22 protein-coding genes are annotated in these 25430 nt (G+C 72.5%); 13 read left to right on the top strand and 9 right to left on the bottom strand.

Annotated features, from left to right (window positions below):
* Positions 1 to 2: 2 nt before the first annotated feature.
* Positions 3 to 1844: a DNA helicase RecQ gene (gene recQ, locus MicB006_RS16565; RefSeq protein ID WP_116507278.1), complete on the bottom strand. Its 1842-nt coding sequence runs from the start codon at positions 1842 to 1844 to the stop codon at positions 3 to 5.
* A 198-nt stretch (positions 1845 to 2042) separates the two neighbouring features.
* Between recQ and rapZ the strand changes: the two genes are divergently transcribed.
* From rapZ to MicB006_RS16525, 8 genes are all read left to right on the top strand, one after another.
* On the top strand, positions 2043 to 2954 hold the full coding sequence (gene rapZ / locus MicB006_RS16560) for an RNase adapter RapZ (RefSeq protein WP_073831447.1): 912 nt from the start codon (positions 2043 to 2045) through the stop codon (positions 2952 to 2954).
* Entirely contained in the window at positions 2951 to 3958 is a 1008-nt protein-coding gene (gene yvcK / locus MicB006_RS16555; RefSeq protein ID WP_116507276.1) for a uridine diphosphate-N-acetylglucosamine-binding protein YvcK, read from the top strand. Before rapZ ends, yvcK begins: the two co-directional genes overlap by 4 nt.
* 54 nt (positions 3959 to 4012) lie before the next feature.
* A complete protein-coding gene (gene whiA / locus MicB006_RS16550) occupies positions 4013 to 4993 on the top strand; it encodes a DNA-binding protein WhiA (protein WP_116507274.1) in 981 nt (326 codons plus the stop codon).
* Between the two features lie 264 nt (positions 4994 to 5257).
* Positions 5258 to 6262 (top strand): type I glyceraldehyde-3-phosphate dehydrogenase, encoded by a 1005-nt coding sequence (gene gap, locus MicB006_RS16545; RefSeq protein WP_073831419.1) that lies wholly within the window; start codon positions 5258 to 5260, stop codon positions 6260 to 6262.
* Positions 6259 to 7458, top strand: a complete 1200-nt coding sequence (gene pgk, locus MicB006_RS16540) for a phosphoglycerate kinase (RefSeq protein WP_116507272.1) — start codon at positions 6259 to 6261, stop codon at positions 7456 to 7458. The genes gap and pgk overlap by 4 nt, the downstream gene beginning before the upstream one ends.
* Positions 7459 to 8250, top strand: a complete 792-nt coding sequence (gene tpiA, locus MicB006_RS16535; RefSeq protein WP_116507271.1) for a triose-phosphate isomerase — start codon at positions 7459 to 7461, stop codon at positions 8248 to 8250.
* 95 nt (positions 8251 to 8345) lie between these two features.
* Positions 8346 to 8606 (top strand): preprotein translocase subunit SecG, encoded by a 261-nt coding sequence (gene secG, locus MicB006_RS16530; RefSeq protein WP_073831416.1) that lies wholly within the window; start codon positions 8346 to 8348, stop codon positions 8604 to 8606.
* A 130-nt stretch (positions 8607 to 8736) separates the two neighbouring features.
* A complete protein-coding gene (locus MicB006_RS16525) occupies positions 8737 to 9081 on the top strand; it encodes an RNA polymerase-binding protein RbpA (protein WP_073831415.1) in 345 nt (114 codons plus the stop codon).
* 67 nt (positions 9082 to 9148) lie between these two features.
* Here MicB006_RS16525 and pgl read toward each other — a convergent pair whose 3' ends face one another.
* The 6 genes from pgl to tkt all read right to left on the bottom strand — a co-directional run bounded on the left by pgl (position 9149) and on the right by tkt (position 17668).
* Positions 9149 to 9919, bottom strand: a complete 771-nt coding sequence (pgl, locus tag MicB006_RS16520; RefSeq protein WP_073831414.1) for a 6-phosphogluconolactonase — start codon at positions 9917 to 9919, stop codon at positions 9149 to 9151.
* Positions 9920 to 9988: 69 nt separating this feature from the next.
* On the bottom strand, positions 9989 to 11005 hold the full coding sequence (locus tag MicB006_RS16515) for a glucose-6-phosphate dehydrogenase assembly protein OpcA (RefSeq protein WP_116507269.1): 1017 nt from the start codon (positions 11003 to 11005) through the stop codon (positions 9989 to 9991).
* Positions 11002 to 12516: a glucose-6-phosphate dehydrogenase gene (gene zwf, locus MicB006_RS16510; protein WP_116507267.1), complete on the bottom strand. Its 1515-nt coding sequence runs from the start codon at positions 12514 to 12516 to the stop codon at positions 11002 to 11004. Before zwf ends, MicB006_RS16515 begins: the two co-directional genes overlap by 4 nt.
* A 50-nt stretch (positions 12517 to 12566) precedes the next feature.
* Positions 12567 to 14135, bottom strand: a complete 1569-nt coding sequence (locus MicB006_RS16505) for a glucose-6-phosphate isomerase (RefSeq protein WP_116507265.1) — start codon at positions 14133 to 14135, stop codon at positions 12567 to 12569.
* Positions 14136 to 14334: 199 nt separating this feature from the next.
* The gene (gene tal / locus MicB006_RS16500) at positions 14335 to 15513 is read right to left on the bottom strand and encodes a transaldolase (RefSeq protein ID WP_116511482.1); all 1179 of its coding nucleotides are present in this window, start codon (positions 15511 to 15513) and stop codon (positions 14335 to 14337) included.
* Between the two features lie 16 nt (positions 15514 to 15529).
* Positions 15530 to 17668 carry a transketolase gene (gene tkt, locus MicB006_RS16495; RefSeq protein ID WP_116507263.1) on the bottom strand — a complete coding sequence of 713 codons (2139 nt, stop codon included), beginning with the start codon at positions 17666 to 17668 and terminating at the stop codon, positions 15530 to 15532.
* A 264-nt stretch (positions 17669 to 17932) separates the two neighbouring features.
* Here tkt and MicB006_RS16490 point away from each other — a divergent pair, with 264 nt between their 5' ends.
* The 3 genes from MicB006_RS16490 to MicB006_RS16480 all read left to right on the top strand — a co-directional run bounded on the left by MicB006_RS16490 (position 17933) and on the right by MicB006_RS16480 (position 20368).
* Positions 17933 to 18892, top strand: coding sequence for a heme o synthase (locus MicB006_RS16490; protein ID WP_116507261.1), 960 nt, complete (start codon positions 17933 to 17935; stop codon positions 18890 to 18892).
* A gap of 219 nt (positions 18893 to 19111) precedes the next feature.
* Positions 19112 to 19444 (top strand): hypothetical protein, encoded by a 333-nt coding sequence (locus MicB006_RS16485; RefSeq protein WP_116507259.1) that lies wholly within the window; start codon positions 19112 to 19114, stop codon positions 19442 to 19444.
* 9 nt (positions 19445 to 19453) lie between these two features.
* Positions 19454 to 20368 carry a RimK family alpha-L-glutamate ligase gene (locus tag MicB006_RS16480; RefSeq protein WP_116507257.1) on the top strand — a complete coding sequence of 305 codons (915 nt, stop codon included), beginning with the start codon at positions 19454 to 19456 and terminating at the stop codon, positions 20366 to 20368.
* Positions 20369 to 20398: 30 nt separating this feature from the next.
* On the opposite strand, the gene MicB006_RS16475 is transcribed toward MicB006_RS16480, so the two are convergent.
* Together MicB006_RS16475 and MicB006_RS16470 are read right to left on the bottom strand one after the other, a co-directional pair.
* Positions 20399 to 22066, bottom strand: a complete 1668-nt coding sequence (locus MicB006_RS16475) for a right-handed parallel beta-helix repeat-containing protein (RefSeq protein ID WP_116507242.1) — start codon at positions 22064 to 22066, stop codon at positions 20399 to 20401.
* 73 nt (positions 22067 to 22139) lie between these two features.
* Positions 22140 to 23102 (bottom strand): heme A synthase, encoded by a 963-nt coding sequence (locus MicB006_RS16470; RefSeq protein ID WP_192900084.1) that lies wholly within the window; start codon positions 23100 to 23102, stop codon positions 22140 to 22142.
* 97 nt (positions 23103 to 23199) lie between these two features.
* On the opposite strand from MicB006_RS16470, the gene MicB006_RS16465 reads away from it, so the two are divergent.
* Together MicB006_RS16465 and sufB are read left to right on the top strand one after the other, a co-directional pair.
* On the top strand, positions 23200 to 23976 hold the full coding sequence (locus MicB006_RS16465; protein ID WP_073831404.1) for a metalloregulator ArsR/SmtB family transcription factor: 777 nt from the start codon (positions 23200 to 23202) through the stop codon (positions 23974 to 23976).
* The gene (sufB, locus tag MicB006_RS16460; protein WP_073831403.1) at positions 23973 to 25403 is read left to right on the top strand and encodes a Fe-S cluster assembly protein SufB; all 1431 of its coding nucleotides are present in this window, start codon (positions 23973 to 23975) and stop codon (positions 25401 to 25403) included. Before MicB006_RS16465 ends, sufB begins: the two co-directional genes overlap by 4 nt.
* The last annotated feature ends 27 nt before the right edge of the window (positions 25404 to 25430 follow it).

Genomic DNA, 25430 nt, shown 5'->3' with positions numbered 1-25430 from the left:
CGTCAGGACTCGGCGAGTACGGCCAGGATCGCCTCGCCGTACTTGGCGAGCTTGTTCTCGCCCACCCCGTTGACCCGGGACAGTTCGGCCAGCGAGGTCGGTGGCTCGGCGGCGATCTGCCGCAGGGTCGCGTCGTGGAAGATGACGTACGCGGGGACGCCCTGTTCCTTGGCGGTGGCCGCGCGCCACGCGCGGAGCCGCTCGAAGACCGGCGTGGCGGCGGGGGAGAGGTCGGCGACCACCGTGGCCGCGCCCCGGGGCTTGGCGGACCGGCCGGCCGCCGGACGCTCCGGCTCCTTGCGCAGCGTGACGGTACGGCGGCGGCCGAGCACGTCCGCGCTGGCCTCGGTCAGCGCCAGCGTGCCGTAGTCGCCCTCGACGGCGAGCAGACCCTCGGCGAGCAGTTGGCGCACCACGCCACGCCACTCGGCCTCGCGCAGCTCGGAGCCGATGCCGAAGGTGCTGAGCGAGTCGTGGCCGTACTGGTCGATCTTGTCGGTGTGCTTGCCGAGCAGGATGTCGATGCTGTGCCCGGCGCCGAAGCGCTGGTTGCGTTCGCGGTCGAGCCGGTAGACGGTGGAGAGCAGCTTCTGCGCGGCGACGGTGCCGTCCCAGGACTCCGGCGGGTCGAGGCAGGTGTCGCAGTTGCCGCAGGCGGCCACTGCGGTCTCGCCGAAGTATTCGAGCAGTTGGGCGCGGCGGCAGCGGACCGTCTCGCAGAGCGCCAGCATCGCGTCCAGGTGGGCGGCGAGGTTGCGCCGGTGCGCCAGGTCGCCCTCCGACGTCTCGATCATTTTGCGCTGCTGCACCACGTCCTGCAGCCCGTACGCCAGCCAGGCCGTGGACGGCAGCCCGTCGCGCCCGGCGCGGCCGGTCTCCTGGTAGTAGCCCTCCACCGACTTCGGCAGGTCGAGGTGGGCGACGAAGCGTACGTCGGGCTTGTCGATGCCCATGCCGAACGCGATCGTGGCGACCATGACCAGCCCGTCCTCGCGCAGGAAGCGCTGCTGGTTGGTGGCGCGGGTCGTGGCGTCCAGCCCGGCGTGGTAGGGCAGCGCGGGGATGCCGTTGGCGACCAGGAACTCGGCGGTCTTCTCCACCGAGGCCCGGGACAGGCAGTAGACGATGCCGGCGTCGCCCGGATGCTCGTCGCGCAGCAGGCTCAGCAACTGCTTGCGCGGCTCCCGCTTGGGCACGATGCGGTACTGGATGTTGGGCCGGTCGAAGCTGGCCACGAAGTGCCGGGCCTCGGTGAGCCGCAGGCGGGTGGCGATCTCGGTGCGGGTCGCCCGGGTCGCGGTGGCGGTCAACGCGATCCGCGGCACGTCCGGCCAGCGTTCGTGCAGCATCGACAGGTTGAGGTAGTCGGGCCGGAAGTCGTGCCCCCACTGCGAGACGCAGTGCGCCTCGTCGATCGCGAACAGGGCGATCCGGCCGCGTTCCAGCAGGCCGAGCGTGGAGCGCACGGCGAGCCCTTCCGGGGCGAGGTAGAGCAGGTCCAGCTCGCCGGCGAGGTAGGCCGCCTCGACCCGGCGCCGCTGCGCCGGGTCCTGCGTCGAGTTGAGGAAACCGGCGCGTACGCCGACGGCGGTGAGCGCGTCGACCTGGTCCTGCATGAGCGCGATCAGCGGGGACACGACCACCGCCACGCCGTCGCGCACCAGCGCCGGGATCTGGTAGCACAGCGACTTGCCGCCACCGGTGGGCATGAGCACCAGCGCGTCGCCGCCGCCCACCACGTGCTCGACGACCTCCTGCTGGAAGCCGCGGAAGGCGTCGTACCCGAAGACCCGCCGCAACACGTCGAGCGCGCCGTCGGTCCGCTGATCGGTGGGGGAGACCATCCGCGCAGTCTACGAGCGTCCCCCGACAGCGCCGTCCCGGCGAGCCGCTCCGGGGCCGGCGACATGTTCCGGTCGTCACCCCGTGGAATCCCGGGCCGGGTCGCAGCCGTTAGAGTCGCTGATTGACCATTCGCGGCCGACCGGCCGCGGCGCCACGGCTGGGGGTAGCGGGTGAGCGAGGCGCGTACAGCGGGAGACCTGGGGCCGACCGAGGCGGAGACGACGCCGGTACGGCCGGCGCAGGCCGAGTCGGACACCTCACTGGTGGTGGTGACCGGGCTGTCCGGCGGCGGGCGCAGCACGGTGGCCCGGGCGCTGGAGAACGTCGGCTACTACGTGGTCGACAACCTGCCCCAGGCGCTGCTGCTCGACATGGCCGAGCTGGCGTTCAAGGCCGGTGGCGCGGCCCGGCGTACGGCGATGGTGCTGGACGTGCGCTCGCGCGCGTTTTCCACCGACCTGGCCGGGGCGATCCGGGAGCTGCGCGAGCGCGGCTTCCAGCCCCGGGTGGTCTTCGTCGACGCCGACGACGAGGTGCTGATCCGCCGGTTCGAGAGCGTGCGCCGCTCGCACCCGTTGCAGGGCGACGGGCGGCTGGCCGACGGCATCGCCGTCGAGCGGACGCTGCTGGAGGAGGCCCGCGACCAGGCCGACGTGATCATCGACACCAGCCACCTGAACGTGAACCAGCTGCGGCGCCGGGTCGAGGAGCTGTTCGGCGGCGAGGACGCCCGCCGGCTGCGGATCACCGTGATCTCGTTCGGCTTCAAGTACGGCCTGCCTCCGGACGCCGACTTCGTGATGGACGCCCGGTTCCTGCCCAACCCGTACTGGGTGCCGGAGCTGCGCGAGCACACCGGCCGGGAGGAGGCGGTGAGCGCGTACGTGCTGGGCCAGGAGGGCGCGGACGCGTTCGTGGCCGGGTACGCCGACCTGGTCAACGCCACCACCGCCGGCTTCGAGCGGGAGGGCAAGCGCTACCTGACCGTGGCGGTCGGCTGCACCGGCGGCAAGCACCGCAGCGTGGCGATCGCCGAGGAGCTGGCCGCCCGGCTGCGCCGCTCCGGCATAGCCGCCAACGCCCAGCACCGGGACCTGGGGCGGGAGTGACCCCGACCAGGGTGGTCGCCTTCGGCGGCGGGCACGGGCTCTCGGCGTCGCTGCGGGCGCTGCGGCACTGCGTACCCGAACTGGACCTGGACATCACCGCGGTGGTCACCGTCGGCGACGACGGCGGGTCCAGCGGGCGGCTGCGCGCGGAGCGCGGCGGCCTGCCCCCGGGTGACCTGCGTCAGGCGCTCGTCGCGCTGGCCGGCGACCATCCGGCCACCCGGCGCAGCGCGGCGCTGTTCCAGTACCGCTTCACCACCGCCGTGCCGCCGGCGCCGACGCTCGCCGCACCGGTTCCGGCCGCCCGCGCCGGTGACTCGCTCGCCGGTCACGCGGTCGGCAACCTGCTGCTGCACGGCCTGACCGAGCTGCTCGGCGATCCGGTGGCCGCGCTCGACCACGCGGGCGCGATGCTCGGCGCGGTGGGGCGGGTGCTGCCGATGTCCCGCCAGCCGGTGGGCATCGAGGCGCGGGTCCGTGGCGCCGACCCGGCCCATCCGGACGAGGTGTCCACCGTGCGCGGGCAGCACCAGGTGGCGGTCACCCCGGGCACCGTCGAGTCGCTGCGGCTCAACCCGCCCGCGCCGGCCGCGTGCGCCGAGGCGGTGACAGCGGTACACGCCGCGGACTGGCTGATCTTCGGGCCGGGCAGCTGGTACACGAGCGTGCTGCCGCATCTGCTGGTGCCGGGCCTGGCCGACGCGATCGTCTCCAGCTCGGCGCGGCGGCTGGTGACGCTCAACCTGGTGGCCGAGAAGGAGACCTCCGGGCTCTCCCTGCCCGACCATCTGGACACGCTGCGGCGCTATCTGCCCGAGCTGAAGGTGGACCGGGTGCTGGCGGACTCGACGGCGGTGGGTGATCCCGCGGCGGTCGAACGTGCGGCAGAATCGCTTGGTGCCCGGCTGGTCCTCGCTCCCGTCGCCGTCCTCGACGGCACGCCCCGTCATGATCCAGCTGCCCTGGGCGCCGCGCTGGTGCCTGTCCTGCGCGCCGATCGTTAGACACGTACGTAATCACCGGCGACACGCCGGAACCGGTCCGTGAGGGGGCGCACTATGGCGATGACGGCTGCGGTCAAGGACGAGCTGAGTCGGGTCGACGTGCCCAAGCCCTGCTGTCGGCGGGCGGAGATGGCCGCCCTGCTGCGTTTCGCGGGCGGTCTGCACATCGTGTCGGGCCGCGTCGTGGTCGAGGCGGAGCTGGACACCGGCGCGGTGGCCCGCCGGCTGCGGCGGGAGGTGGCCGAGGTCTACGGCTACCCGAGCGAGATCCACGTGCTCGCCTCCGGTGGCCTGCGCAAGGGCAGCCACTTCATCGTGCGGGTGGTCAAGGACGGCGAGGCGCTCGCCCGGCAGACCGGCCTGCTCGACGTGCGGGGCCGCCCGGTGCGCGGCCTGCCGCCGCACGTGGTGGCCGCGAACGTCTGCTGCGCGGTCTCGGCCTGGCGGGGCGCGTTCATGGCGCACGGCTCGCTGACCGAGCCGGGCCGCTCCAGCGCGCTGGAGATCACCTGCCCCGGCCCGGAGTCGGCGCTGGCGCTCGTCGGCGCGGCCCGCCGCATCGGCATCACCGCGAAGAACCGCGAGGTGCGCGGCGTGGACCGGGTGGTGGTCAAGGACGGCGACCCGATCGCCGCGCTGCTCACCCGCATCGGCGCGCACTCCAGCGTGCTGGCCTGGGAGGAGCGGCGGGTACGCCGGGAGGTGCGTGCCACCGCCAACCGGCTGGCCAACTTCGACGACGCCAACCTGCGCCGCTCGGCCCGCGCGGCGGTGGCCGCCGCGGCCCGGGTGACCCGCGCGCTGGAGATCCTCGCCGACGACGCGCCCAACCACCTGACCTCGGCCGGCCGGCTGCGGCTGGAGCACCGTCAGGCGTCCCTGGAGGAGCTGGGCGCGCTCGCCGAGCCACCACTGACCAAGGACGCCATCGCCGGCCGGATCCGCCGGCTGCTCGCGCTGGCCGACAAGCGCGCCCGCGACCTGGGCATCCCGGATACGGAAGCGGCAGTCACGCCCGACATGCTCGTGGTCTGATAGGACTCGGGCGGCGAGCACCGCGAGCGGGGTCACCACCCGCCGCAGCGCGACGTCGCACGCTCGGATATGGTCGCTGCGTACGGCAAGGGGGCCGCGCACAGGCATCCCTCGCCGTGCTCACCGCCTCGGGCGGTCAGGTCTCCGGGACCGCGGCGGGGTGGCCGAGATGACATGTCGACGGCCGGCTCCAACGGTCGGCGCACACACCTCCGCCGGCCCCGGTCTGGCGCCGGCGGACCAGAACGCGAGGAGATGGGACCTGTGACCATCCGGGTTGGCATCAACGGCTTCGGCCGGATCGGCCGCAACTTCTTCCGGGCAGTGCTGGCGTCCGGCGCTGACATCGAGGTCGTGGCGGTCAACGACCTGACCGACAACGCGACGCTCGCCCACCTTGTCAAGTACGACAGCATCCTGGGCCGCCTCCCGCACGAGGTGAAGGCCACCGCCGACGAGATCACCGTGGGCGGCAAGACCATCAAGGCGTACGCCGAGAAGGACCCGGCGAACCTGCCATGGGGCGAGGTCGGCGCGGACGTCGTCATCGAGTCCACCGGTTTCTTCACCGACGGCACCAAGGCGAAGGCGCACCTCGACGGCGGGGCCAAGAAGGTCATCATCTCCGCGCCGGCGAAGAACGAGGACGTCACCGTGGTCATGGGCGTCAACCAGGACCAGTACGACCCGGCCAAGCACAACATCATCTCGAACGCCTCCTGCACCACCAACTGCCTCGCGCCGATGGCGAAGGTCCTGCAGGACACGTTCGGGATCCAGCAGGGTCTGATGACCACCATCCACGCGTACACGCAGGACCAGAACCTGCAGGACGCGCCGCACAAGGACCTGCGCCGGGCCCGCGCCGCCGCGCTCAACATCGTGCCGACCTCGACCGGCGCCGCGAAGGCGATCGGCCTGGTGCTGCCGGAGCTGAAGGGCAAGCTGGACGGTTACGCGCTGCGCGTGCCGATCCCGACCGGCTCCGCCACCGACCTGACCGTGACGGTCGGCCGGGAGACCACCGTGGACGAGGTAAACGCCGCGCTCAAGGCCGCCGCCGAGGGCCCGCTGCGGGGCATCCTCACCTACAACGAGGACCCGATCGTCTCCGCCGACATCGTGACCGACCCGGCGTCGTGCATCTTCGACGCGCCGCTGACCAAGGTGATCGGCAACCAGGTCAAGGTCGTCGGCTGGTACGACAACGAGTGGGGCTACTCGAACCGCCTGGTGGACCTGGTCAAGCTGGTGGGTCAGTCGCTGTGACGATCCGTAACCTCGACGACCTGCTCGCCGAGGGGGTGTCGGGTCGGCGCGTGCTCGTGCGCGCCGACCTGAACGTCCCGCTCGACAAGCAGACCGGGGAGATCACTGACGACGGCCGGATCCGGGCCGTCCTGCCGACGCTGAGCGCGCTGGTGCAGGCCGGCGCGAAGGTGGTCGTCTGCTCGCACCTGGGTCGCCCGAAGGGCGCCCCGGATCCGCAGTTCAGCCTCCGCCCGGTTGCCGGGCGGCTCGGTGAGCTGCTCGGCGCCCCGGTGGAATTCGCCGAGGACACCGTCGGCGACTCGGCGCGGTCCACAGTGGCCGGTCTGGCCGACGGGCAGGTTGCGCTGCTGGAGAACCTGCGGTTCAACAAGGGCGAGACCAGCAAGGACGACGCGGAGCGCGGCGCGTTCGCCGACCAGCTCGCGGCGCTCGGTGACGCCTACGTGGACGACGCGTTCGGCGCGGTGCACCGCAAGCACGCCAGCGTGCACGACGTGCCGGCCCGGCTGCCGCACGTCGCGGGCCGGCTGGTGCTGCGCGAGGTCGAGGTGCTCAGCCGCCTCACCGGCGAGCCGGAGCGCCCGTACGTGGTGGTGCTGGGCGGCTCGAAGGTCTCCGACAAGCTGGCCGTGATCGAGGCGCTGCTGCCGACGGTGGACCGGCTGCTCATCGGCGGCGGGATGTGCTTCACCTTCCTCAAGGCCCAGGGCCACGAGGTGGGCACGTCGCTGCTGGAGAAGGACATGGTCGAGACCTGCCGCAACCTGATGGAGCGCGCGCCCGGCAAGATCATGCTCCCGGTCGACGTGGTGGCCGCCGACGCCTTCGCGCCGGACGCCGCGCACGACACAGTGCCCGCCGACGGCATCCCCAGCCACCGGCTGGGCCTGGACATCGGCCCGGAGACGGTGGCCGGTTTCGCCGCCGTGCTGTCGCAGGCGAAGACCATCTTCTGGAACGGCCCGATGGGCGTGTTCGAGATGGCGGCGTTCGCCAACGGCACCCGGGGCGTGGCCGAGGCGATCACCAAGGCCGACGCGTTCAGCGTGGTCGGCGGCGGCGACTCGGCCGCGGCGGTGCGCGCGCTGGGCCTGGACGAGTCCTCGTTCGGGCACATCTCCACCGGCGGCGGCGCCTCCCTGGAATACCTGGAGGGCAAGACCCTCCCCGGCATCGCGGCTCTGGAGAACTGAATGGCGAGCACGACCCGCCGGCCGCTGATGGCCGGCAACTGGAAGATGAACCTGAACCACCTCGAGGCCAACCTGCTGGTGCAGAAGCTGGCCGCGAGCCTGAACGAGAAGCAGCTCACCGACGTCGAGTGCGTGGTGCTGCCGCCCTTCACCGACCTGCGTACGGTGCAGACCGCGGTGGACGGCGACAAGCTGCTGATCGGCTACGGCGCGCAGGACCTGTCGCCGCACCCGTCGGGCGCGTACACCGGTGACATCGCCGGGCCGATGCTGGCCAAGCTGGGCTGCGGCTACGTGGTGGTCGGCCACTCCGAGCGGCGGCAGTACCACCACGAGGACGACGCGCTCGTCAACGCGAAGGTGTCGGCGGCGCTGGCGAACGGGCTCACCCCGATCCTCTGCATCGGTGAGGGCCTGGAGGTCCGGGAGCAGTCGGGTCAGGTGCGGCACTGCTGCGACCAGCTCGACGGCGCGCTGAAGGGGCTCACCGCCGAGCAGGTCACCAAGGTCGTCGTGGCGTACGAGCCGGTCTGGGCGATCGGCACCGGCAAGACGGCCACGCCGGAGGACGCCCAGGAGGTCTGCGGCGCGGTGCGTAAGCGCATCGTCGAGACCTACGACGCGAACACCGCCGAGCAGGTCCGGATCCTCTACGGCGGGTCGGTCAAGGCGTCGAACGTCGCCGCGATCATGGCCCAGCCGGACGTGGACGGGGCCCTCGTGGGGGGCGCGAGCCTGGACGCGGAGGAGTTCGCGAAGATCTGCCGGTTCCCGGAGCACACCGCCCGCTGATCGCTCGCTATTCTTGACGCTGCCCGTCCACCGGCCGGTGCCGCAGTGCCCGACAGGTCCGGGCAGTGATCGCAACGAGAGGACTGACCCCCGCCATGCCGATCTGGTTCGCCTATACGATGATCACGTTGCTGGTCATCACCAGCGTGCTGCTCGTCCTGCTGATCCTCCTGCACCGCGGCAAGGGCGGCGGGTTGTCGAGCATGTTCGGCGGCGGCGTCAGCTCCAGCCTGGCCGGTTCCTCCGTGGCCGAGAAGAACCTCGACCGCTACACCGTTCTGGTGGGAATCGTCTGGTTTGCCTGCATCGTCGGGCTCGGGCTCTGGCTGCGCCTGCAGATGGCCACCGGCACCTGAGTCGGCGCTGAGAAGCGTACAATCTGCGCGCGGTCCGTCACGGACCGCGCGCAGTTTTGTTTCTCCGCGCGTCGCCCGTCGCCCACCCCCTCCGGCGGCGGTCCCCTCCGACGACAGGGAGCGAGCAACAGTGCCCAGCAACAACGTCATCCGCGGCACCCGGGTCGGGTCCGCCCCGGAGCGCTTCGACCAGCGCGTCGAGCCCGCCCCGCGCCGCCCGGTCGTCTACTGGTGCCGCCACGGGCACCGGGTCGAGTTCCTGATCGCCGCCGAGGCCGAGACGCCGGCCGCCTGGGAGTGCCCCCGCTGCGGCGAGCCGGCCGGCCCCGACCCGGGCGACCCGCCGGGCCGCCAGCGCGCCGAGCCCTACAAGACCCACCTGGCGTACGTGCAGGAGCGGCGCACGCCGGAGGAGGGTGAGGCGCTGCTCGCCGAGGCCCTCGACGCGCTGCGCCGCCGCCGCGGCCGGGCCTGAGCCGACACGTGTTAAGAAGGGGCCCCTTCTCTACCGGAGGCGTTAAGAAGGGGCCCTTCCTTACACCTCAGCGGAGGCTGCGCAGGCGCGGGGGCACGTTCGCCGCCGCGGCCCGGTCGAGCAGCCAGAGGGTACGGGAGACGCCCTGCACCCCGGCGGCCGGCAACTGCACCGGCCCGGCCCCGGCCAGCGCCATGCCCACCGCCCGGGCCTTGTCCGCCCCGGCGGCGATCAGCCAGACTTCCTCGGCCGTGTTGATCGTCGGCAGGGTCAGCGTGGTCCGCACCGGCGGCGGCTTCGGGCTGCCCCGCACCGCGCTGACCGGGCGGTTGTCGTGGTGCACCGGGTGCTCCGGGAACACCGACGCCACGTGCCCGTCCTCACCGACGCCGAGCATCAGCACGTCGAAGTGGGGCAGTACCGCGTTCCCGGGCCGGGCGGCGGTGGCCAGCTCCCGCGCGTACCCGGCGGCGGCCGCCTCCGGGTCGTCGCCGGCCGGGCCGTCGGAGGCCGGCATCGGGTGCACCCGCGCCGGGTCCAGCGGCACCGTGTCCAGCAGCGCCGCCCGCGCCTGCGTCTCGTTGCGCTCCGGGTCACCGGCGGGCAGGAACCGCTCGTCACCCCACCACACGTCGACCCGGGACCAGTCGACCGCGTCCCGGGCGGGCAGCTGCCCGATCGCCCGGTACACCGCAGCGGCGATCCGCCCGCCGGTCAGCACCACCGACGCCTGGCCGCGCTCGGCCTGCGCGTCGAGCAGCTTCACCACCAACCGGGCCGCCACCGCCTGCGCCAGCAGGTCGGGGTCGGCGTGTACGGCGACACTCGCCTCAGTCATCCGTCGCGCCCTCGTGTTCCGGCCGCCCACCGGCGGTCACCTGTGCTTCCGGCCGCCCGGTCCGGGCGGTCACTCGTTCGCTGTCGCGCCCGCGTGCGCGGTCACGCCGGCCTCGGCCCGCTGGGCGGTCGCCGGATCCTTCCACACGTGCACCCGCTGGGCCGGACGCTGGTCGAGTCCGGTGATCCCGGCCGCGGCGCCGAGCGCCTCCGCGTACACCTGGGCGGCGTCGAGGCGGCGCAGCTCCTCGGCCAGCTCGTCGCCGAGCGGCCGGCGGACCAGCGGCAGCGTGCGGTCCTCCTGCCCGGTACGCCGGAACACCGCGATGCTGTCGTCCCGGGTCAGCGTCAGCTCGTCGCCGTTGGCGCAGCGCAGCTGCACCTGACGCATCCGCGGGAACTCGTCGGACCGCTCCCAGGCCGGTTCGATGCCGAGCCGGGCCTTGAGCCACCCGCTCATCAGCGCCGCCGTCGGGTCCGACGGGGGCGCCACCACGCTGGCCTCGGTGACCCGGGCCTGGGTGGTGTCGAAAGCGCCCGCCACCAGCGTGCGCCACGGGGTGATCCGGGTCCACGCCAGGTCGGTGTCGCCGGGGGCGTAGTCGTGGGCCCGCTGCCGCAGCGCGGCGATCGGGTCGGCCGCCTGCGCCGAGTCGGTGATCCGCCGGTCGGCCACCACACCGAGGAAGTCGGTGGCGATCTCCTCCGGCGGCTCGCCGTGCCACCAGGTCACCACCGGCACGTCCGGCACCAGCAGCGGCATCACCACGGATTCGGCGTGCAGCGCGAGCCGCCCGTACATCCGGGTCACGACCGCCTCGCACGGCCCGAGCCGGCCGCCCACGACGATCTCCGCGTCCAGCCGGTTGCGGTCGCGTTCCACGTCGGAGCGGACCACCACGAGCAGGCGGCACGGGTGCGCCGCCGCGGCGATGGTGGCGGCCGCCTCGGCCTCCCGGACCCGCTTCTCGTCCACCACCACGATCAGCGTGAGCGCCATGCCGCTGGCCACCCCGCCCGCGCTGCGCCGTTCCGCGGCCAGCGCCTTGACCACCTCGTTGCCGGTGGTGTCCCACAGCCCGATCATGCTCTTCTCCAAGCCCGGCCCTCGCGGGCCAGCATCTCGTCGGCGGCCCGGGGTCCCCACTCGCCGGCCCGGTACGGCTCCGGCGTGGTGCCCTCCCAGGCGTGTTCCAGTGGGTCGACCACCTGCCAGCTCTGCTCGACCTCGGCGGCGTCCGGGAACAGCGTCCGGTCGCCGATCAGCACGTCCAGCACGAGCCGCTCGTACGCCTCGGGGCTGGACTCGGTGAACGCCTCGCCGTACTGGAAGTCCATCGCGATGTCGCGGACCTCCATCGTGGTGCCCGGCACCTTGGAGCCGAACTTCAGCACCACGCCCTCGTCCGGCTGCACCCGGATGACGAGCTGGTTGGGGCCGAGGGACTCCATGTCGGCGGCGTTGAACGGCAGGTGCGGCGCCTTCTTGAACATGATGGCCACCTCGGTGACCCGCCGGGGCAGCCGCTTGCCGGCCCGGATGTAGAACGGCACGCCGGCCCAGCGCCGGTTCTGGATGCCCAGCTTCACCGCCACGTACGTCTCGGTGGTGGAGCCCTCCGGAACGCCTTCCTCCTCCAGGTAGCCCTTGGCGCGCTCACCGCCCACCCAGCCGGGCAGGTACTGGCCGCGCACGGTGTCCTGGGAGACGTCGTGCGGCACGGTGATCGCCTTGAGGACCTTGAGCTTCTCGGCGCGGATCTCGTCGGCGTCGAAGCTGGTCGGCTCCTCCATCGCGACCAGGGCGAGCAGTTGGAGCAGGTGGTTCTGGAGCACGTCGCGGGCGGTGCCGACGGAGTCGTAGAAGGCGGCCCGGGTGCCGATGCCGACGTCCTCGGCCATGGTGATCTGCACCGAGTCGACGTACTTGGAGTTCCACAGCGGCTCGAAGAGGTTGTTAGCGAACCGCAGCGCCAGGATGTTCTGAACCGTCTCCTTGCCCAGGTAGTGGTCGATCCGGAAGACGTCCTGGCGGGTGAAGACGTCGTCGACCAGGTCGTTGAGCGCCTTGGCCGAGGGCAGGTCGTTGCCGAACGGCTTCTCCACCACCACGCGGCGCCATCCGCCGGACTTGTCGTTGTCCGCCATGCCGGTGCGGGCGAGCTGCTTGAGCACCACCGGGAAGGCCGCCGGGGGGATGGAGAAGTAGAAGGCGGCGTTGCCGGCGATGCCGTGCGAGTCGCGCAGCTCGTCGAGGGTGGCGGCGAGCTGGTCGAACGCGGCGTCGTCATCGAACGAGCCGCCGACGAACTTGATGTTGCCGGCCAGCCGGGCCCACACCTCTTCCCGCCAGGGGGTACGGGCGTGCTTCTTGGCCGCATCGTGCGCCACCGACTCGAAGTCGCCGTCGCCCCAGTCCCGGCGGGCGAAGCCGAGCACCACGAACCCGGGCGGCAGGAGCCCCCGGTTGGCCAGGTCGTAGACCGCCGGCAGCAGCTTCTTGCGGGCCAGATCGCCGGTCACCCCGAAGATCACCAGGGCACACGGCTCGGGGATCCGGGGCAACCGCCGGTCCTGCACGTCGCGCAGCGGGTTCACCGGGCCACCTCCTCCTGCGTCTCGGTCCGCTGATTCCAGGTCATTGATCGTCACGTGCGTGTCCGTCCGGCCGTATCCAGCAGCTGGGCGACGCCAGCCGCCCGCTTGGTCAGGTGCAGTCGCAGCACCGGTCGTTCCCGGCCGGCCAGGGCCAGCCGGTCACCGGCGGCCTGGGCCGCCTGGAGCTGCGCGAAGGTGTACGGACGGCCGGGCACTTCCAGATCATCGGTGACCGCACCGGTGATCTGGAGGTGCCGGCCGCGGGTGTCGGTGTGCTCCGGTCGGCGCGGTCCCCAGGCGAAGGTGACCGGCCGTCCGGTGTGCCGTGCCAGCAGCGGGCGCAGCCCGGCCACCGCCGCGTCGGCCCGCGGGTCGAGGTACGCGGTGACCGCGAGGTGCTCCCGTTCGCCCAGCCCGTCGAGCAGCCAGCGCAGCGCGCCGGTCAGGTCGGCCGGCGCGCCGCTCGGGGCGTACACCTCGATCGCGTCCTCGACCGACGACGGCGGCCCGCTGTCCGGCTCGTCGCCGGCCACCGCGGCGGCGGGCGCCGCGAACGGGTCGGTCCGCAGCGTCACCGCGGCGGTCGCGGCGGCGTAGGCCCAGGTGAGCAGGTGCGCGCCGAGCGGCCCGTTGACCGCCATGTCGGCGGCCACGCCCGGACCGACGCCGGCGCCGAGGGCGCCGCCGAGACCGACCGTGAGCACGCCCGGCCCGGTGGCGCCGGGGGAGTCCGGGGATTCCGCGACCAGCGGCAGGATCCGCCCGCCGGTCGCGTCGGCGAGCAGCGCGCCCGCCCAGCGGCCCAAACCGTCGAGCCCGGTGCCGTCGGGGACGAGCGCGATCGTGTCCCGGCCCGCGCCGGGCGCCGCGCCCAGGGCCGCGCCGAGCGCGAGGCCCGGATTGTCCCGGTCCCGGTCGAGCGCGCCGGTGAGCGCCTCCGCCTCGTCCAGCAGCTCGGCGACCGGCGCGCCGGCCAGCGCCGCCGGGACCAGGCCGAACGCGGTGAGCGCGGCCCACGGCCCGGCCACGCCGGGCTCGGCCGGGAGGACCACGGCGCCCAGCTCGTCGGCGCGCGCCGCGAGTTCCGTGCCGGGTTCGGTGACCACCACGACGTGCCGGGCGGCATCAGGGCCCTCGTCGGCCCACGCCCGCCGGTAGGCCCGCAGGTGGGCGTCGGTGGTCCGGTCCAGGCCGTGCCGGGCGGCGAGCACCAGGAGGGTACGCGCCGGGCGGTCGGCGAGCGCGGCCCGCGCCGGTCCCGGATCGGCGCTGTCGAGCACCGTCACCGGCCGGCCGAGGCATTCGGCCAGCACCTCCGCGGCGAGCGTGTCGCCGCGGTCGCCGGCCAGCACCACGTGGTCCAGGTCGCCCAGCTCGTCGGCCAGTTCGGCGAGCTGGGGGAGCAGGTCCCGGCTGCGCCGGTGGGCGTGCAGCCAGCCCAGCCGGGTGAGCGCCGCGGTCTCGGCCGCGGGCCCCCAGAGGGCCGGGTCGGCGGCGGCGAGCCTTGCCGGGACGTCGTGGGAGACGAGCGTGGCCCGCGCCGACGCGCCGAGGGCGTCGGCGCCGCGCACGGCCAGGCCGGCGGCCATGTCCGCCCGCCCGGCCAGCAGGTCACTCACGGGGCTACCTCAGTTCGCGACTGCGGGGCTCGCAGACCCGGCTCACTCCTCGCGCTCACGGCATCCCCTCAGTTCGCGACTGCGGGGCTCGCAGGCCCGGCTCACTCCTCGCGCTCACGGGGCCAACCCTCTCACCCGTTCCACGGTACGGCGCGACGCGTCCCGGGGCCGGGCCCCGGGACGCGTCGGACGCCGTCGGTCACGCGTTGCCGCCGGCCTGCTGGGCCGCCTGCGCGTTGCCCTCGGCGGCCCGGTGCGGGCTGCCCGAGCCCTTGGCCGCCTCGGCGAGGGACTTCTTGACCCCCTCCAGCAGCTCCACCCAGCTCGCCTCGAACTTCTCCACGCCCTCGCGTTCCAGCGTGGCGATGACGTCGGAGAGGTCCACGCCCACCGACTGGAGGTCCGCGAAGACCTTCCGGGCGTCGTCGTACGCCACGGTGACGGTGTCCGGCTTGGTCTCGCCGTGCTCGGCGTACGCGTGGATGACCGGCTCCGGCATGGTGTTGACGGTGCCGGGCGCGATCAGCTCCTCGACGTAGATGACGTCCCGGTAGTCCGGGTTCTTCGTCGAGGTGGACGCCCACAGCGGACGCTGCGGGTGGGCGCCGGCGTCGGCCAGCTTCTGCCAGCGCGCCGAGGAGAAGACCTCGCCGTAGCGCTCGTACGCCAGCCGGGCGTTGGCGACAGCGGCCTTGCCGCGCAGCGCCTTGGCCTGGTCTGAGCCGATCTTCTCCAGCCGCTTGTCCACCTCGCTGTCGACCCGGGAGACGAAGAACGAGGCGACCGAGCCGATCTTCGACAGGTCGTGCCCGTTCGCCTGCGCCTGCTCCAGCCCGGCCAGGAACGCCTCCATCACCTGCGAGTACCGGTCCAGGCCGAAGATCAGCGTGACGTTGACGCTGATCCCCTCGGCGAGCGTCGCGGTGATCGCCGGCAGGCCCTCCTCGGTGGCCGGGATCTTGATGAACAGGTTCGGCCGGTCGACCAGCCACCACAGCGCCTTGGCCTCGGCCACGGTCTTCGCCGCGTCGTGCGCCGAGCGGGGGTCCACCTCGATCGACACCCGGCCGTCCACGCCGGCGCTGGTCTCGTACGAGGGGCGCATCACGTCGCAGGCCCACCGCACGTCGTACGTGGTGAGCATGCGGACCGCCTCCTCGACGTCCACACCACGCACGGCGAGGTCACGAAGCTGCCAGTCGTACTCGTCGGCGTCGCTCAGCGCCTTGGCGAAGATCGTCGGGTTGGTGGTCACCCCGGCCACGTGGCTCTCCCGGCGCAGCTTGTCCAGCCCGCCGGAGCTCAGCCGTACTCGGGAAAGATCGTCGAGCCAGATCGCCACCCCGGCGCCCTGCAGCTCGCTCAGCCTGTCCGTCATGCCGTCCACGCTCCCCTCAGTTGCCGGTCGTGAAACCGGTGATGTCGCCCACCCGGGTCAGCGCCGCGTGCGCGGCGGCCACGATCCGGTCGGGGGTGAACCCGAACTGCTCGAAGAGCACGGTGTGCGGCGCGCTGGCGCCGTAGTGCTCGATGCTCACGCACTCGCCGCTGTCGCCGACGATCGCCCGCCACGACATCGCGATGCCCGCCTCCACGCTCACCCGTGCCTTTACCCCGCGAGGCAGCACCGACTCCCGGTACGCCTCGTCCTGCGCGAAGAACCACTCCTGGCAGGGCATCGAGACGACCCGGGTGGGGGTGCCGTCGGCCTCCAGCCGCTCCCGCGCGGTGAGGCAGAGCTGCACCTCCGAGCCGGTGCCGATCAGGATCACCTGCGGCTTGCCGCCGGACGCCTCGGCCAGCACGTACCCGCCCTTGGCGACGCCCTCGGCGCCGGCCAGGTCGGTGCGGTCGAGGGTGGGCAGCGCCTGGCGGCTGAGCGCCAGCGCGGTCGGCCGGTCGGTGTGCTCCAGCGCCTGCCGCCACGCCCACACCGTCTCGTTGGCGTCGGCCGGGCGGACCACGTCCAGGCCGGGGATGGCCCGCAGCGCGGTCAGGTGCTCGATCGGCTGGTGCGTCGGGCCGTCCTCGCCGAGGCCGATCGAGTCGTGCGTCCAGACGTAGGTCACCGGCAGCTTCATCAGCGCGGCCAGCCGCACCGCCGGGCGCATGTAGTCGCTGAACACCAGGAACGTGCCGCCGTACGGGCGGGTGCCGCCGTGCAGGGCGATGCCGTTGAGGATCGAGCCCATGGCGTGCTCACGGATGCCGAAGTGCAGCGTGCGGCCGTACTCGTCGCCCGGGAAGTCCTTGGTGGCGTGCGCGGCCGGGACGAACGACCGCTCGCCCTTCATGGTGGTGTTGTTGCTCTCGGCCAGGTCGGCCGAGCCGCCCCACAGCTCGGGCAGCACCGGCGCCAGGGCCTCCAGGATCTTGCCGGAGGCGGCCCGGGTGGCGACGCCCTTGGCGTCCGCGCCGAAGGTGGGCAGCGCGTCGGTCCAGCCGGTCGGCAGGGTACGGGTGGCCATCCGGTCCCACAGCGCCTTGCGCTCCGGGTTGGCCTGCGCCCAGGCGTCGAACCCGGTGGTCCACTCGGCCTGCTCCTGCGCGCCGCGCTCCAGCACCTGACGGGCGTGCTTGAGCACCTCCTCGTCGATCTCGAAGGTGCGCTGCGGGTCGAAGCCGAGGATCTCCTTGGTGGCCTTGACCTCGTCCGCGCCGAGCGCCGAGCCGTGGATCTTGCCGGTGTTCTTCTTGTTCGGCGCGGGCCAGCCGATGATCGTGCGCAGCGCGATGAACGACGGCCGGCCGGTCTCCGCCTTGGCGGCCAGCAGCGCCTGGTACAGCGCCTCCACGTCCTCGTGGTAGTCGCCCTGGTCGGCGTCGCCGCTGCGCCAGTCGACGGTCTGCACGTGCCAGCCGTACGCCTCGTAGCGGGCCGCGACGTCCTCGCTCTTGGCGATGCGGGTGTCGTCCTCGATCGAGATCTCGTTGTCGTCGTAGATCACGCAGAGGTTGCCGAGCTGCTGGTGACCGGCGAGCGCGCTGGCCTCGTGGGTGATGCCCTCCTCGATGTCGCCGTCGGAGGCGATGCACCAGATGTCGTGCCGGAACGGCGAGTCGGCGCGGTCCGGCTCGGGGTCGAACAGGCCGCGCTCGCGGCGGGCCGCCATGGCCATGCCGACCGCGTTGCCGAGGCGCTGGCCGAGCGGCCCGGTGGTGGTCTCCACGCCGGGGGTGTGGCCGTGCTCCGGGTGACCCGGGGTGAGCGAGCCCCACTGGCGCAGCGCCTTGAGGTCGTCCAGCGCGAGCGGGTAGCCGGAGAGGAAGAGCTGGATGTAGAGCGTCAGGCTGGAGTGGCCGGCGGAGAGCACGAACCGGTCGCGTCCGGGCCAGTTCGGGTCGGCGGGATTGTGCCGCATGACCCGGTTGAAGAGCAGGTACGCCGCCGGGGCGAGGCTCATCGCCGTCCCCGGGTGGCCGTTGCCGGATTTCTCCACGGCGTCCATGGCCAGCACGCGGACCGTGTCGACGGCCCTGCGGTCGAGGTCGGACCAGTTGAGAGCGGGAAGCTCGGGTCGGTTGGCAGCCACGATGGTTGTGCTCCTCGGCAGATGGGCGGAACCCTCACTGATGACCCTATCGAGCGGTGCTAAACGTCCGCCCGGGGATCTCAGCATGCTGTTCTGTACGGATCGCGAACGTTCGGTCGTTCAACCGCGGGTGTGACGGCTCGCACCGTTGCCGGGTCCGCGGGGCAGCCAAAACGACGCCGCGTAGTGTGTGGGGCGGTGTGTGGACCTCGAAGGGTCCGGGCCGAACGACCTCCCCCGCCGAATGCCGGAAGGTGGCAATCCGTGAGCATGATCACCGAGCGCCCCGTCAGCAACCCTGCCGGGCAGTCGCCGGTGGGCACGGTGGCGGAGGCGCCGGCGAGCGGCCGGCGGGACGTACGCGCCGTCGTGGCGGCGTACGTGGCGCTGACCAAGCCGCGGATCGTCGAGCTGCTGCTGGTGACCACCGTGCCGGCGATGATGCTCGCGGACGGTGGCATGCCGTCGCTGTGGCTGGTCGCCGTCGTGCTCGTCGGTGGTTCGCTCGCGGCCGGCGCGGCGAGTGTCCTGAACTGCTACATCGACCGGGACATCGACCAGCTCATGCGGCGCACCAAGCGCCGCCCGCTGCCCGCGCACACGGTTTCGCCGCGCAGCGCGCTGATCTTCGGCCTGGTGCTGGCGGCCGTCTCGGTGGCGCTGATGGCGGCGACCACCAACTGGCTGGCGACCGTGCTGACGCTCGCCGCGATCGCCTACTACGACCTGGTCTACACGCTGTGGCTGAAGCGGACCACGGCGGCGAACACGTTCTGGGGCGGCATCTGCGGCGCCGCGCCGGTGCTGATCGGCTGGGCCGCTGTCACCGGCTCGCTGGCGCCGGCCGCCTGGGGCCTGTTCGCTGTGGTCTTCTTCTGGCAGATGCCGCACTTCTACGCGCTGGCGATCAAGTACAAGGACGACTACGCGCGCGCCGGCGTGCCGATGCTGCCGGTGGTGGCCTCGGTCCGGCGGGTCAACGCCGAGATCATCGGCTTCTCCTGGCTCACGGTGCTCTCCTCGCTGGCGGTCTGGCCGCTCGGGATGAGCCCGATCTACGGCGTGACGGCGCTCGTGGTCGGTGGGATCTTCCTCGTCGAGGCGCACAAGCTGTGCCGGCGGGCCACGCGTGGTGAGGCGGTCAAGCCGATGCGCCTGTTCCACTGGTCCACCACGTACCTGACGATCCTCTTCGCCGCCGTCGCGCTCGACGCCCTGCTCTGACCCGCCCGTCCGGCGGTTCATCAGAAATTTTTTTCGGGCTTCCGCGGAGGGGGCCAACCTGGACAGATTGTGACGATCTCGCCCGCCTGCTTTGCCCAGATTTAAGCGACAAGTACGGGCAAATCACCTGTGGTTCTTCTTAAACCGGCGGGTAATTGGCATCACATTCAGTTCATGGTTCTCGCACATCCGAGTGGAAGTCTGCTTAGGCTTCGCGTCATGGCAGATGGTTCCGATACGACGCTGACGGCTGACAAGACCGCCGAGCAGGCCCCCAACGGCCTGGTCGCGGGCATCAAGTCGTTCGCCGCCGGACACGGCGGCGCGAAGGCGGTCATCGAGTACGTCGGCAAGCGCGGCGCACGGATCGTCCTCGTGGGTTCCGACGGGGTGTGGGCAGACCAGTTCGCCGACGGCACCGACGTGGCGCGGCAGGCGTGCGCCACGGCCGGGGTCGACGTCGAGAACGCCTGGGAGCGTGAACTGATGGACCAGATGCGTCCGAGCAACGACCTGTGGCGGTCGATGGCCCGGCGCACGATGGCCCGTTGACATAACCGAATGACCAACCACCACCAGTCGACCCGGGGGAAACCCCGGGTCGCTTTCGTCACCTGCGCCGAGCTGCCCGACCTCGACCCGGACGACCGGCTCGCGCTCGGCCCGCTCGCCGCCCGCGGGGTCACCGCCGAGATCGCGGTCTGGGACGACCCGGCCGTCGATTGGGCCGGGTACGACCTGGTCGTGCTCCGCTCCCCGTGGGACTACGCGCGGCGGCGCGACGAGTTCGTGGCCTGGGCGCGTACCGTGCCGGCCCTGGCCAACCCGGCCGACGTGGTCGCCTGGAACACCGACAAGCGCTACCTGTCCGAGCTCTCCGCCGCCGGGGTGCCCACCGTCGAGACGGTGTGGGTCGAGCCGGGGCAGGCGTGGACGCCACCCGCCGGGGGCGAGCACGTGATCAAGCCGGCGGTCAGCGCCGGCAGCCAGGACACCGGCCGCTACGACCTGACCGACCCGGAGCACCGCGAGCTCGCAGTGGCCCACGTACGGCGGCTCTCCGACGCCGGGCGGCTCACCATGGTCCAGCCGTACCTGGAGGCGGTGGACACGGCCGGGGAGACCGCGCTGCTGTTCCTGGCCGACCCCGGCGGCGTGGTGTTCAGCCACGCGATCCGCAAGGGGCCGATGCTGACCGGGCCGGACCGGGGCGAGGCCGCGCTCTACAAGGAGGAGCGGATCGACCCGCGCACCGCCACGGCGGAGGAGCGCGCGGTCGCCGAGAAGGTGCTGGCGGCCGTGCCAGGCGGCCCGGAGCGGCTGCTGTACGCCCGGGTCGACCTGATCCCGGGTCCGGACGGCGCTCCCGTGCTGGTCGAGCTGGAGCTGACCGAGCCGAGCCTGTTCGTCGGGTACGCCGACGGCGCGCCGGACCGGCTCGCCGGCGCGGTGCTCGCCCACGTGCGACACCACTGAGCCGAGGCGGCACCGGCCGGCGCACGACGCTCAGTCGCGGTCGCTGTGGTTGCGTGCCCAGCGGCCGCCGATCGGCGGCGTGTCCAGCCGCAGCGCGGCCGCGGTGCCGGCGAGGTCGTTGTCCTCGAACGCGCAGGAGACGCAGCTGCCCGCCTCGGTGACCCAGATGCCGTACGCCTGGGTGTCGGCGTCCCGGTGCCAGATCCGGTTGGCGCGCACGGTGGCCGAGTCGAACGGCGCGGCGATGGTGATGCCGCCGCAGGCCGGCGGACCGTCCGGCAGCTCGTACTCGGCGCCCGGCTCCGGGGTGGCCTCGTTCCAGCCGGTGGAGCCGTCCGGGCGTACCTCGGCCAGGGAGAGCCGGGTGGCGCTGTTGTCGGACACCACGGCGTCCCGCGAGCCGACCCGGACCACCTTGCCCCGGTGCCCGCCGTCCGGCCAGTCCGCGTTGCCGTCGGTGACCTCGCGCGGGCCGTAGCGCACCGCCTCGCCGGAACCGCTGTGGGCCGGGGCGGACCGGAAGCCGTTGTCCCGGATCCGGTTCCCGACAATCGACGTGTCGAGCATCGGCCGGTCGATCCGGATGCCGTCCAGCGCGTTCTCCCGGATGTCGTTGTCCTGGATCACCACGTCGGCCGCCGCGCCCCGGTAGCCGTGGCCCAGGTCGTGCTCGTGGTAGCCGAAACCGCCGTTGCGGCTGATCCGGTTGCCCTGCACCGTGTACGGGCCGGGGGTGTTGCCCATGCTGATCCCGTCGCCGACGTTCGAGTCGATCACGCAGCCGGTGAGCAGGCCGCCCCGCCCGGCCACCCCGGCGGTGCCGTTGCCCGACACGTCGAAGCCGGCCTCCAGGTTGTTGGTCATGGTGCAGGCGGAGACGATCAGCCCGTCCGCGCCCCAGTCGGAGATGCCGAACCGGTTGGCCTGGCTGTGGCAGCCGATGATCCGGATGCCGCGCGGCGGGGTCCAGTAGTCCTTCTGCAGCTCCAGGAAGATGCCGTTGGTGCCGTTGCCGATGGTGGTGCAGTTGGCGATGGTGAGACGCTCCACGTCGCCCCAGCCGCCGATGCCGATGCCGATCCCGGCGCCGCCCATCTGGTCGCCGTTGTCCAGCCGGCCGCACCCCACCGCGACCACCCCGTCGATCAGGCCGTCCTGGAGGAAGTCGCAGCCCAGGCCGGTCGCGCCGGTGTGGTGGATGTAGAGGTTGCGGAACACGCCGCGCACCACGTACTGCAGGCCCAGCCCCTTGGCCAGGTAGTCGTAGGCGGTCTGGGCGACCCCGGAGCCGTCGATCTCGAAGTCGGCGAACGTGCAGTCGGCGATGTGCCGGTCCCGGTCGGCGCCGTGCTGCACGGTGGTCCAGTACGCCAGCGGGACCGGTTCGCTGCGGTTGCCCTCGTTGCTGAGCAGGAACCGGGTCGCGGCCGGCCCGGCGCCGAGCAGCGAGACGCCGCTGCGCCAGACGGTGCCGGCGTCGCGGATCGAGTAGAGGCCCGGCGGGCAGTAGATCACCCGGGCCCGGCCGTCGGCGTCGTACCCGGCGCCGAGCCGGTCCACCAGCGCCGCCAGGGCCGGCTGGTCGTTCGTCACCCCGTCGCCGGTGAGGCCGTGCTCGTGGGCGTCGCACCACAGCGGCGCGCCGGCGACCGGCGTCAGCCGTTGCGGCGTGGTGGTGGCGAGGCTCTTGCGCGGCACCGGGAACTCCCCTCGGGCGTACGGTCCGTGACCCGGACCGCTTTCCCGTTCCCGTCGTGCGATAACGCCCCGCTCAGGCGCCGGCGCCCACCGGCTCGGCGACCGGCTCGGCCGGGGCCGGCGGGACGGCCGGCAGCCGCTCCCGGGTCGCGAACAGGACGCCGAGCGTGGCCAGCAGCACCAGGCAGGAGCCGAGCATGTGCGCGCCGACGAGCACGGCGGGCAGGTGGGTGAAGTACTGCACGAAGCCGATCACGCCCTGGCCCAGCTCGACCGCGATCAGCACCGCGGCGGCCCGCGCCGCCCGCGCCGCGCCGACTGCCCGGAACGCGAAGTACAGCGCCACCGAGAGGCCGATCAGCAGGAAGACGCCGTCGGCGTGCACCTGCGAGATCTGCGTCGGGTCCAGGCCGTTGCGGGCCGCGCCGTGGTCGCCGGCGTGCGGGCCGCTGCCGGTCACCCAGGTGCCGACCACCAGCACCGACGCGCTCACCGCCGTGGTGATCCAGGCGAGGGTACGCAGCGGCGCCGGCACTGTCGGGGTGACCGGCCCGTCCGGCTCCCCGAGGCGCCGCCAGAGCGCGTACGCGGCGGCGATGACGGCCATCGAGGCGAGGAAGTGCAGTCCGACCACCCACGGGTTGAGGTTGGTCAGCACGGTGATGCCGCCGAGGACCGCCTGGGCCGGGATGCCGAGCAGCACGCCCACTGCCAGCGGCAGCGTCCCGCGGCGGCGGGGACGGTGGGCCAGCACGGCCAGCACGACGGCGAGTGCGATGATCCCCACCGCGAAGGTGAGCAGCCGGTTGCCGAACTCGATCACCCCGTGCACGCCCATCTCCGCGGTCGTGGTGTAGGAGTCGTCGGTGCACCGGGGCCAGGTGGGGCAGCCGAGGCCGGACGCGGTGAGCCGGACGGCCCCGCCGGTGACCACGATCGCGACGTTCGCGATGATCGAGGCGAGCGCGAGGCGGCGCAGCAGCGTGGACGAGACCGGGAACCGGACGGAACGCTTCACGGAGCGAATCCTACGCACCGTAGTTGATCCCGATCGGGTGACTCCGCCACCCCGGTGGTCGGAATCACCGGACCCGGGTTTGCGGGCCCCGGGCGAATTACGTAACGTTGCCGTTGTGAAAAACGCGGCGGCGCTGTCCCGGGCGTCGGTGACCAGTGCGGTCACCGACGGTTCGCGGTCGCGTCGTGGCGTCCGGCCCGTCGAGCGGGAGTCCGCTCCGGCCGACCTGTCGACCCGCGACCGGGTCACCCAGCTCCTGCTGGAGCGCGGCGCGACCACCGCCGCGCAGCTCGGCTCGGCGCTCGGCCTCAGCCCGGCCGCGATCCGCCGGCACCTCGACGCCATGCTCGCCGACGGCGACGTGGTCGCCCGCGACCAGGTCGTGCGCGGCAGCCGGGGGCGGGGCCGGCCGGCCAAGGTCTTCGCGCTCACCGAGGCGGCCCGGGGCCGCTGCGGCACCCACCACTACGACAACATGGCCACCGCCGCGCTGCGGTGGATCGCCCGCACCGGCGGCGCCGCGGCGGTCGCGGCGTTCGCGGCCGAGCAGGTCTCCGCGCTGGAGACCCGCTGCCGGGCGGCCATGGAGGACGCGGGAGACGCGCCGCTCGCGCGGGCCGAGGCGCTCGCCGGGGCGCTCACCGCCGAGGGTTACGCTGCCAACGCGTCCACGATCGCCTCCGGCGGCCAGCTCTGCCAGCACCACTGCCCGGTGGCGCACGTGGCCGCCGAGTTCCCTCAGCTGTGCGAGGCCGAGACCGAGGTCATCTCCCGTCTGGTCGGCACCCACGTACAGCGCCTGGCCACCATCGCGCACGGCGACGGCGTGTGCACCACGCACATTCCCGCCCAGTCCGGTTCCACCGTCACCACTGTGAGGACAGATAAATGACCGAGCAGATCGTTCAGCCCCTGACCCAGGAGGAGCAGCTCGCCGCCCTCGGTCGTTACGAGTACGGCTGGGCCGACCCCGACGTCGCCGGGGCGTCCGCTCAGCGCGGCCTCAGCGAGGCGGTGGTGCGGGACATCTCGGCCAAGAAGAACGAGCCGGCCTGGATGCTCGACCTGCGGCTCAAGGGCCTGCGGCTGTTCGGCCGCAAGCCGATGCCGAACTGGGGCGCCGACCTCACCGGGATCGACTTCGACAACATCAAGTACTTCGTCCGGTCCACCGAGAAGCAGGCCACCTCCTGGGAGGAACTGCCCGAGGACATCAAGAACACCTACGACAAGCTCGGCATCCCGGAGGCGGAGAAGCAGCGCCTGGTCGCCGGTGTCGCGGCGCAGTACGAGTCCGAGGTGGTCTACCACCAGATCCGTGAGGACCTGGAGGAGCAGGGCGTCGTCTTCCTGGACACCGACACCGCGCTCAAGGAGCACGAGGACCTGTTCAAGGAGTACTTCGGCACGGTCATCCCGGTCGGCGACAACAAGTTCGCCGCGCTGAACACCTCCGTCTGGTCCGGTGGCTCGTTCATCTACGTGCCGAAGGGCGTGCACGTGGACATCCCGCTGCAGGCCTACTTCCGGATCAACACGGAGAACATGGGCCAGTTCGAGCGGACGCTGATCATCGTCGACGAGGGCGCGTACGTGCACTACGTCGAGGGCTGCACCGCGCCCATCTACTCCTCCGACTCGCTGCACAGCGCGGTCGTGGAGATCATCGTCAAGAAGAACGCCCGGTGCCGCTACACGACCATCCAGAACTGGTCGAACAACGTCTACAACCTGGTCACCAAGCGCGCCGTGTGCCACGAGGGCGCGACCATGGAGTGGGTTGACGGCAACATCGGTTCCAAGGTCACCATGAAGTACCCGGCGGTCTACATGACCGGCGAGCACGCCAAGGGCGAGGTGCTCTCGGTGGCCATGGCCGGTGAGGGCCAGCACCAGGACGCCGGCGCCAAGATGGTGCACGCCGCGCCGCACACCTCCTCGACCATCGTGTCGAAGTCGATCGCCCGGGGCGGCGGCCGCACCTCGTACCGCGGTCTGGTGCAGGTGCTGGAGGGCTCGACCAGCAGCAAGAGCACGGTCAAGTGCGACGCGCTCCTGGTCGACACGATCTCCCGCTCCGACACCTACCCGTACGTCGACATCCGTGAGGACGACGTGTCGATGGGGCACGAGGCGACCGTCTCCAAGGTCAGCGAGGACCAGCTCTTCTACCTGATGAGCCGGGGTCTGAGCGAGGACGAGGCGATGGCGATGATCGTGCGCGGCTTCATCGAGCCGATCGCCAAGGAGCTTCCGATGGAGTACGCGCTGGAGCTCAACCGCCTGATCGAGCTGCAGATGGAGGGCGCGGTCGGCTGACGCCGTCCGCCCTCCGCCTCACCTGAC

The organism is Micromonospora sp. B006 (assembly GCF_003408515.1).
GTDB lineage: Bacteria > Actinomycetota > Actinomycetes > Mycobacteriales > Micromonosporaceae > Micromonospora > Micromonospora echinospora_A.
The sequence above is the reverse complement of the archived record's forward strand: the minus strand, read 5'-3'. Positions and strand labels throughout refer to the sequence as shown.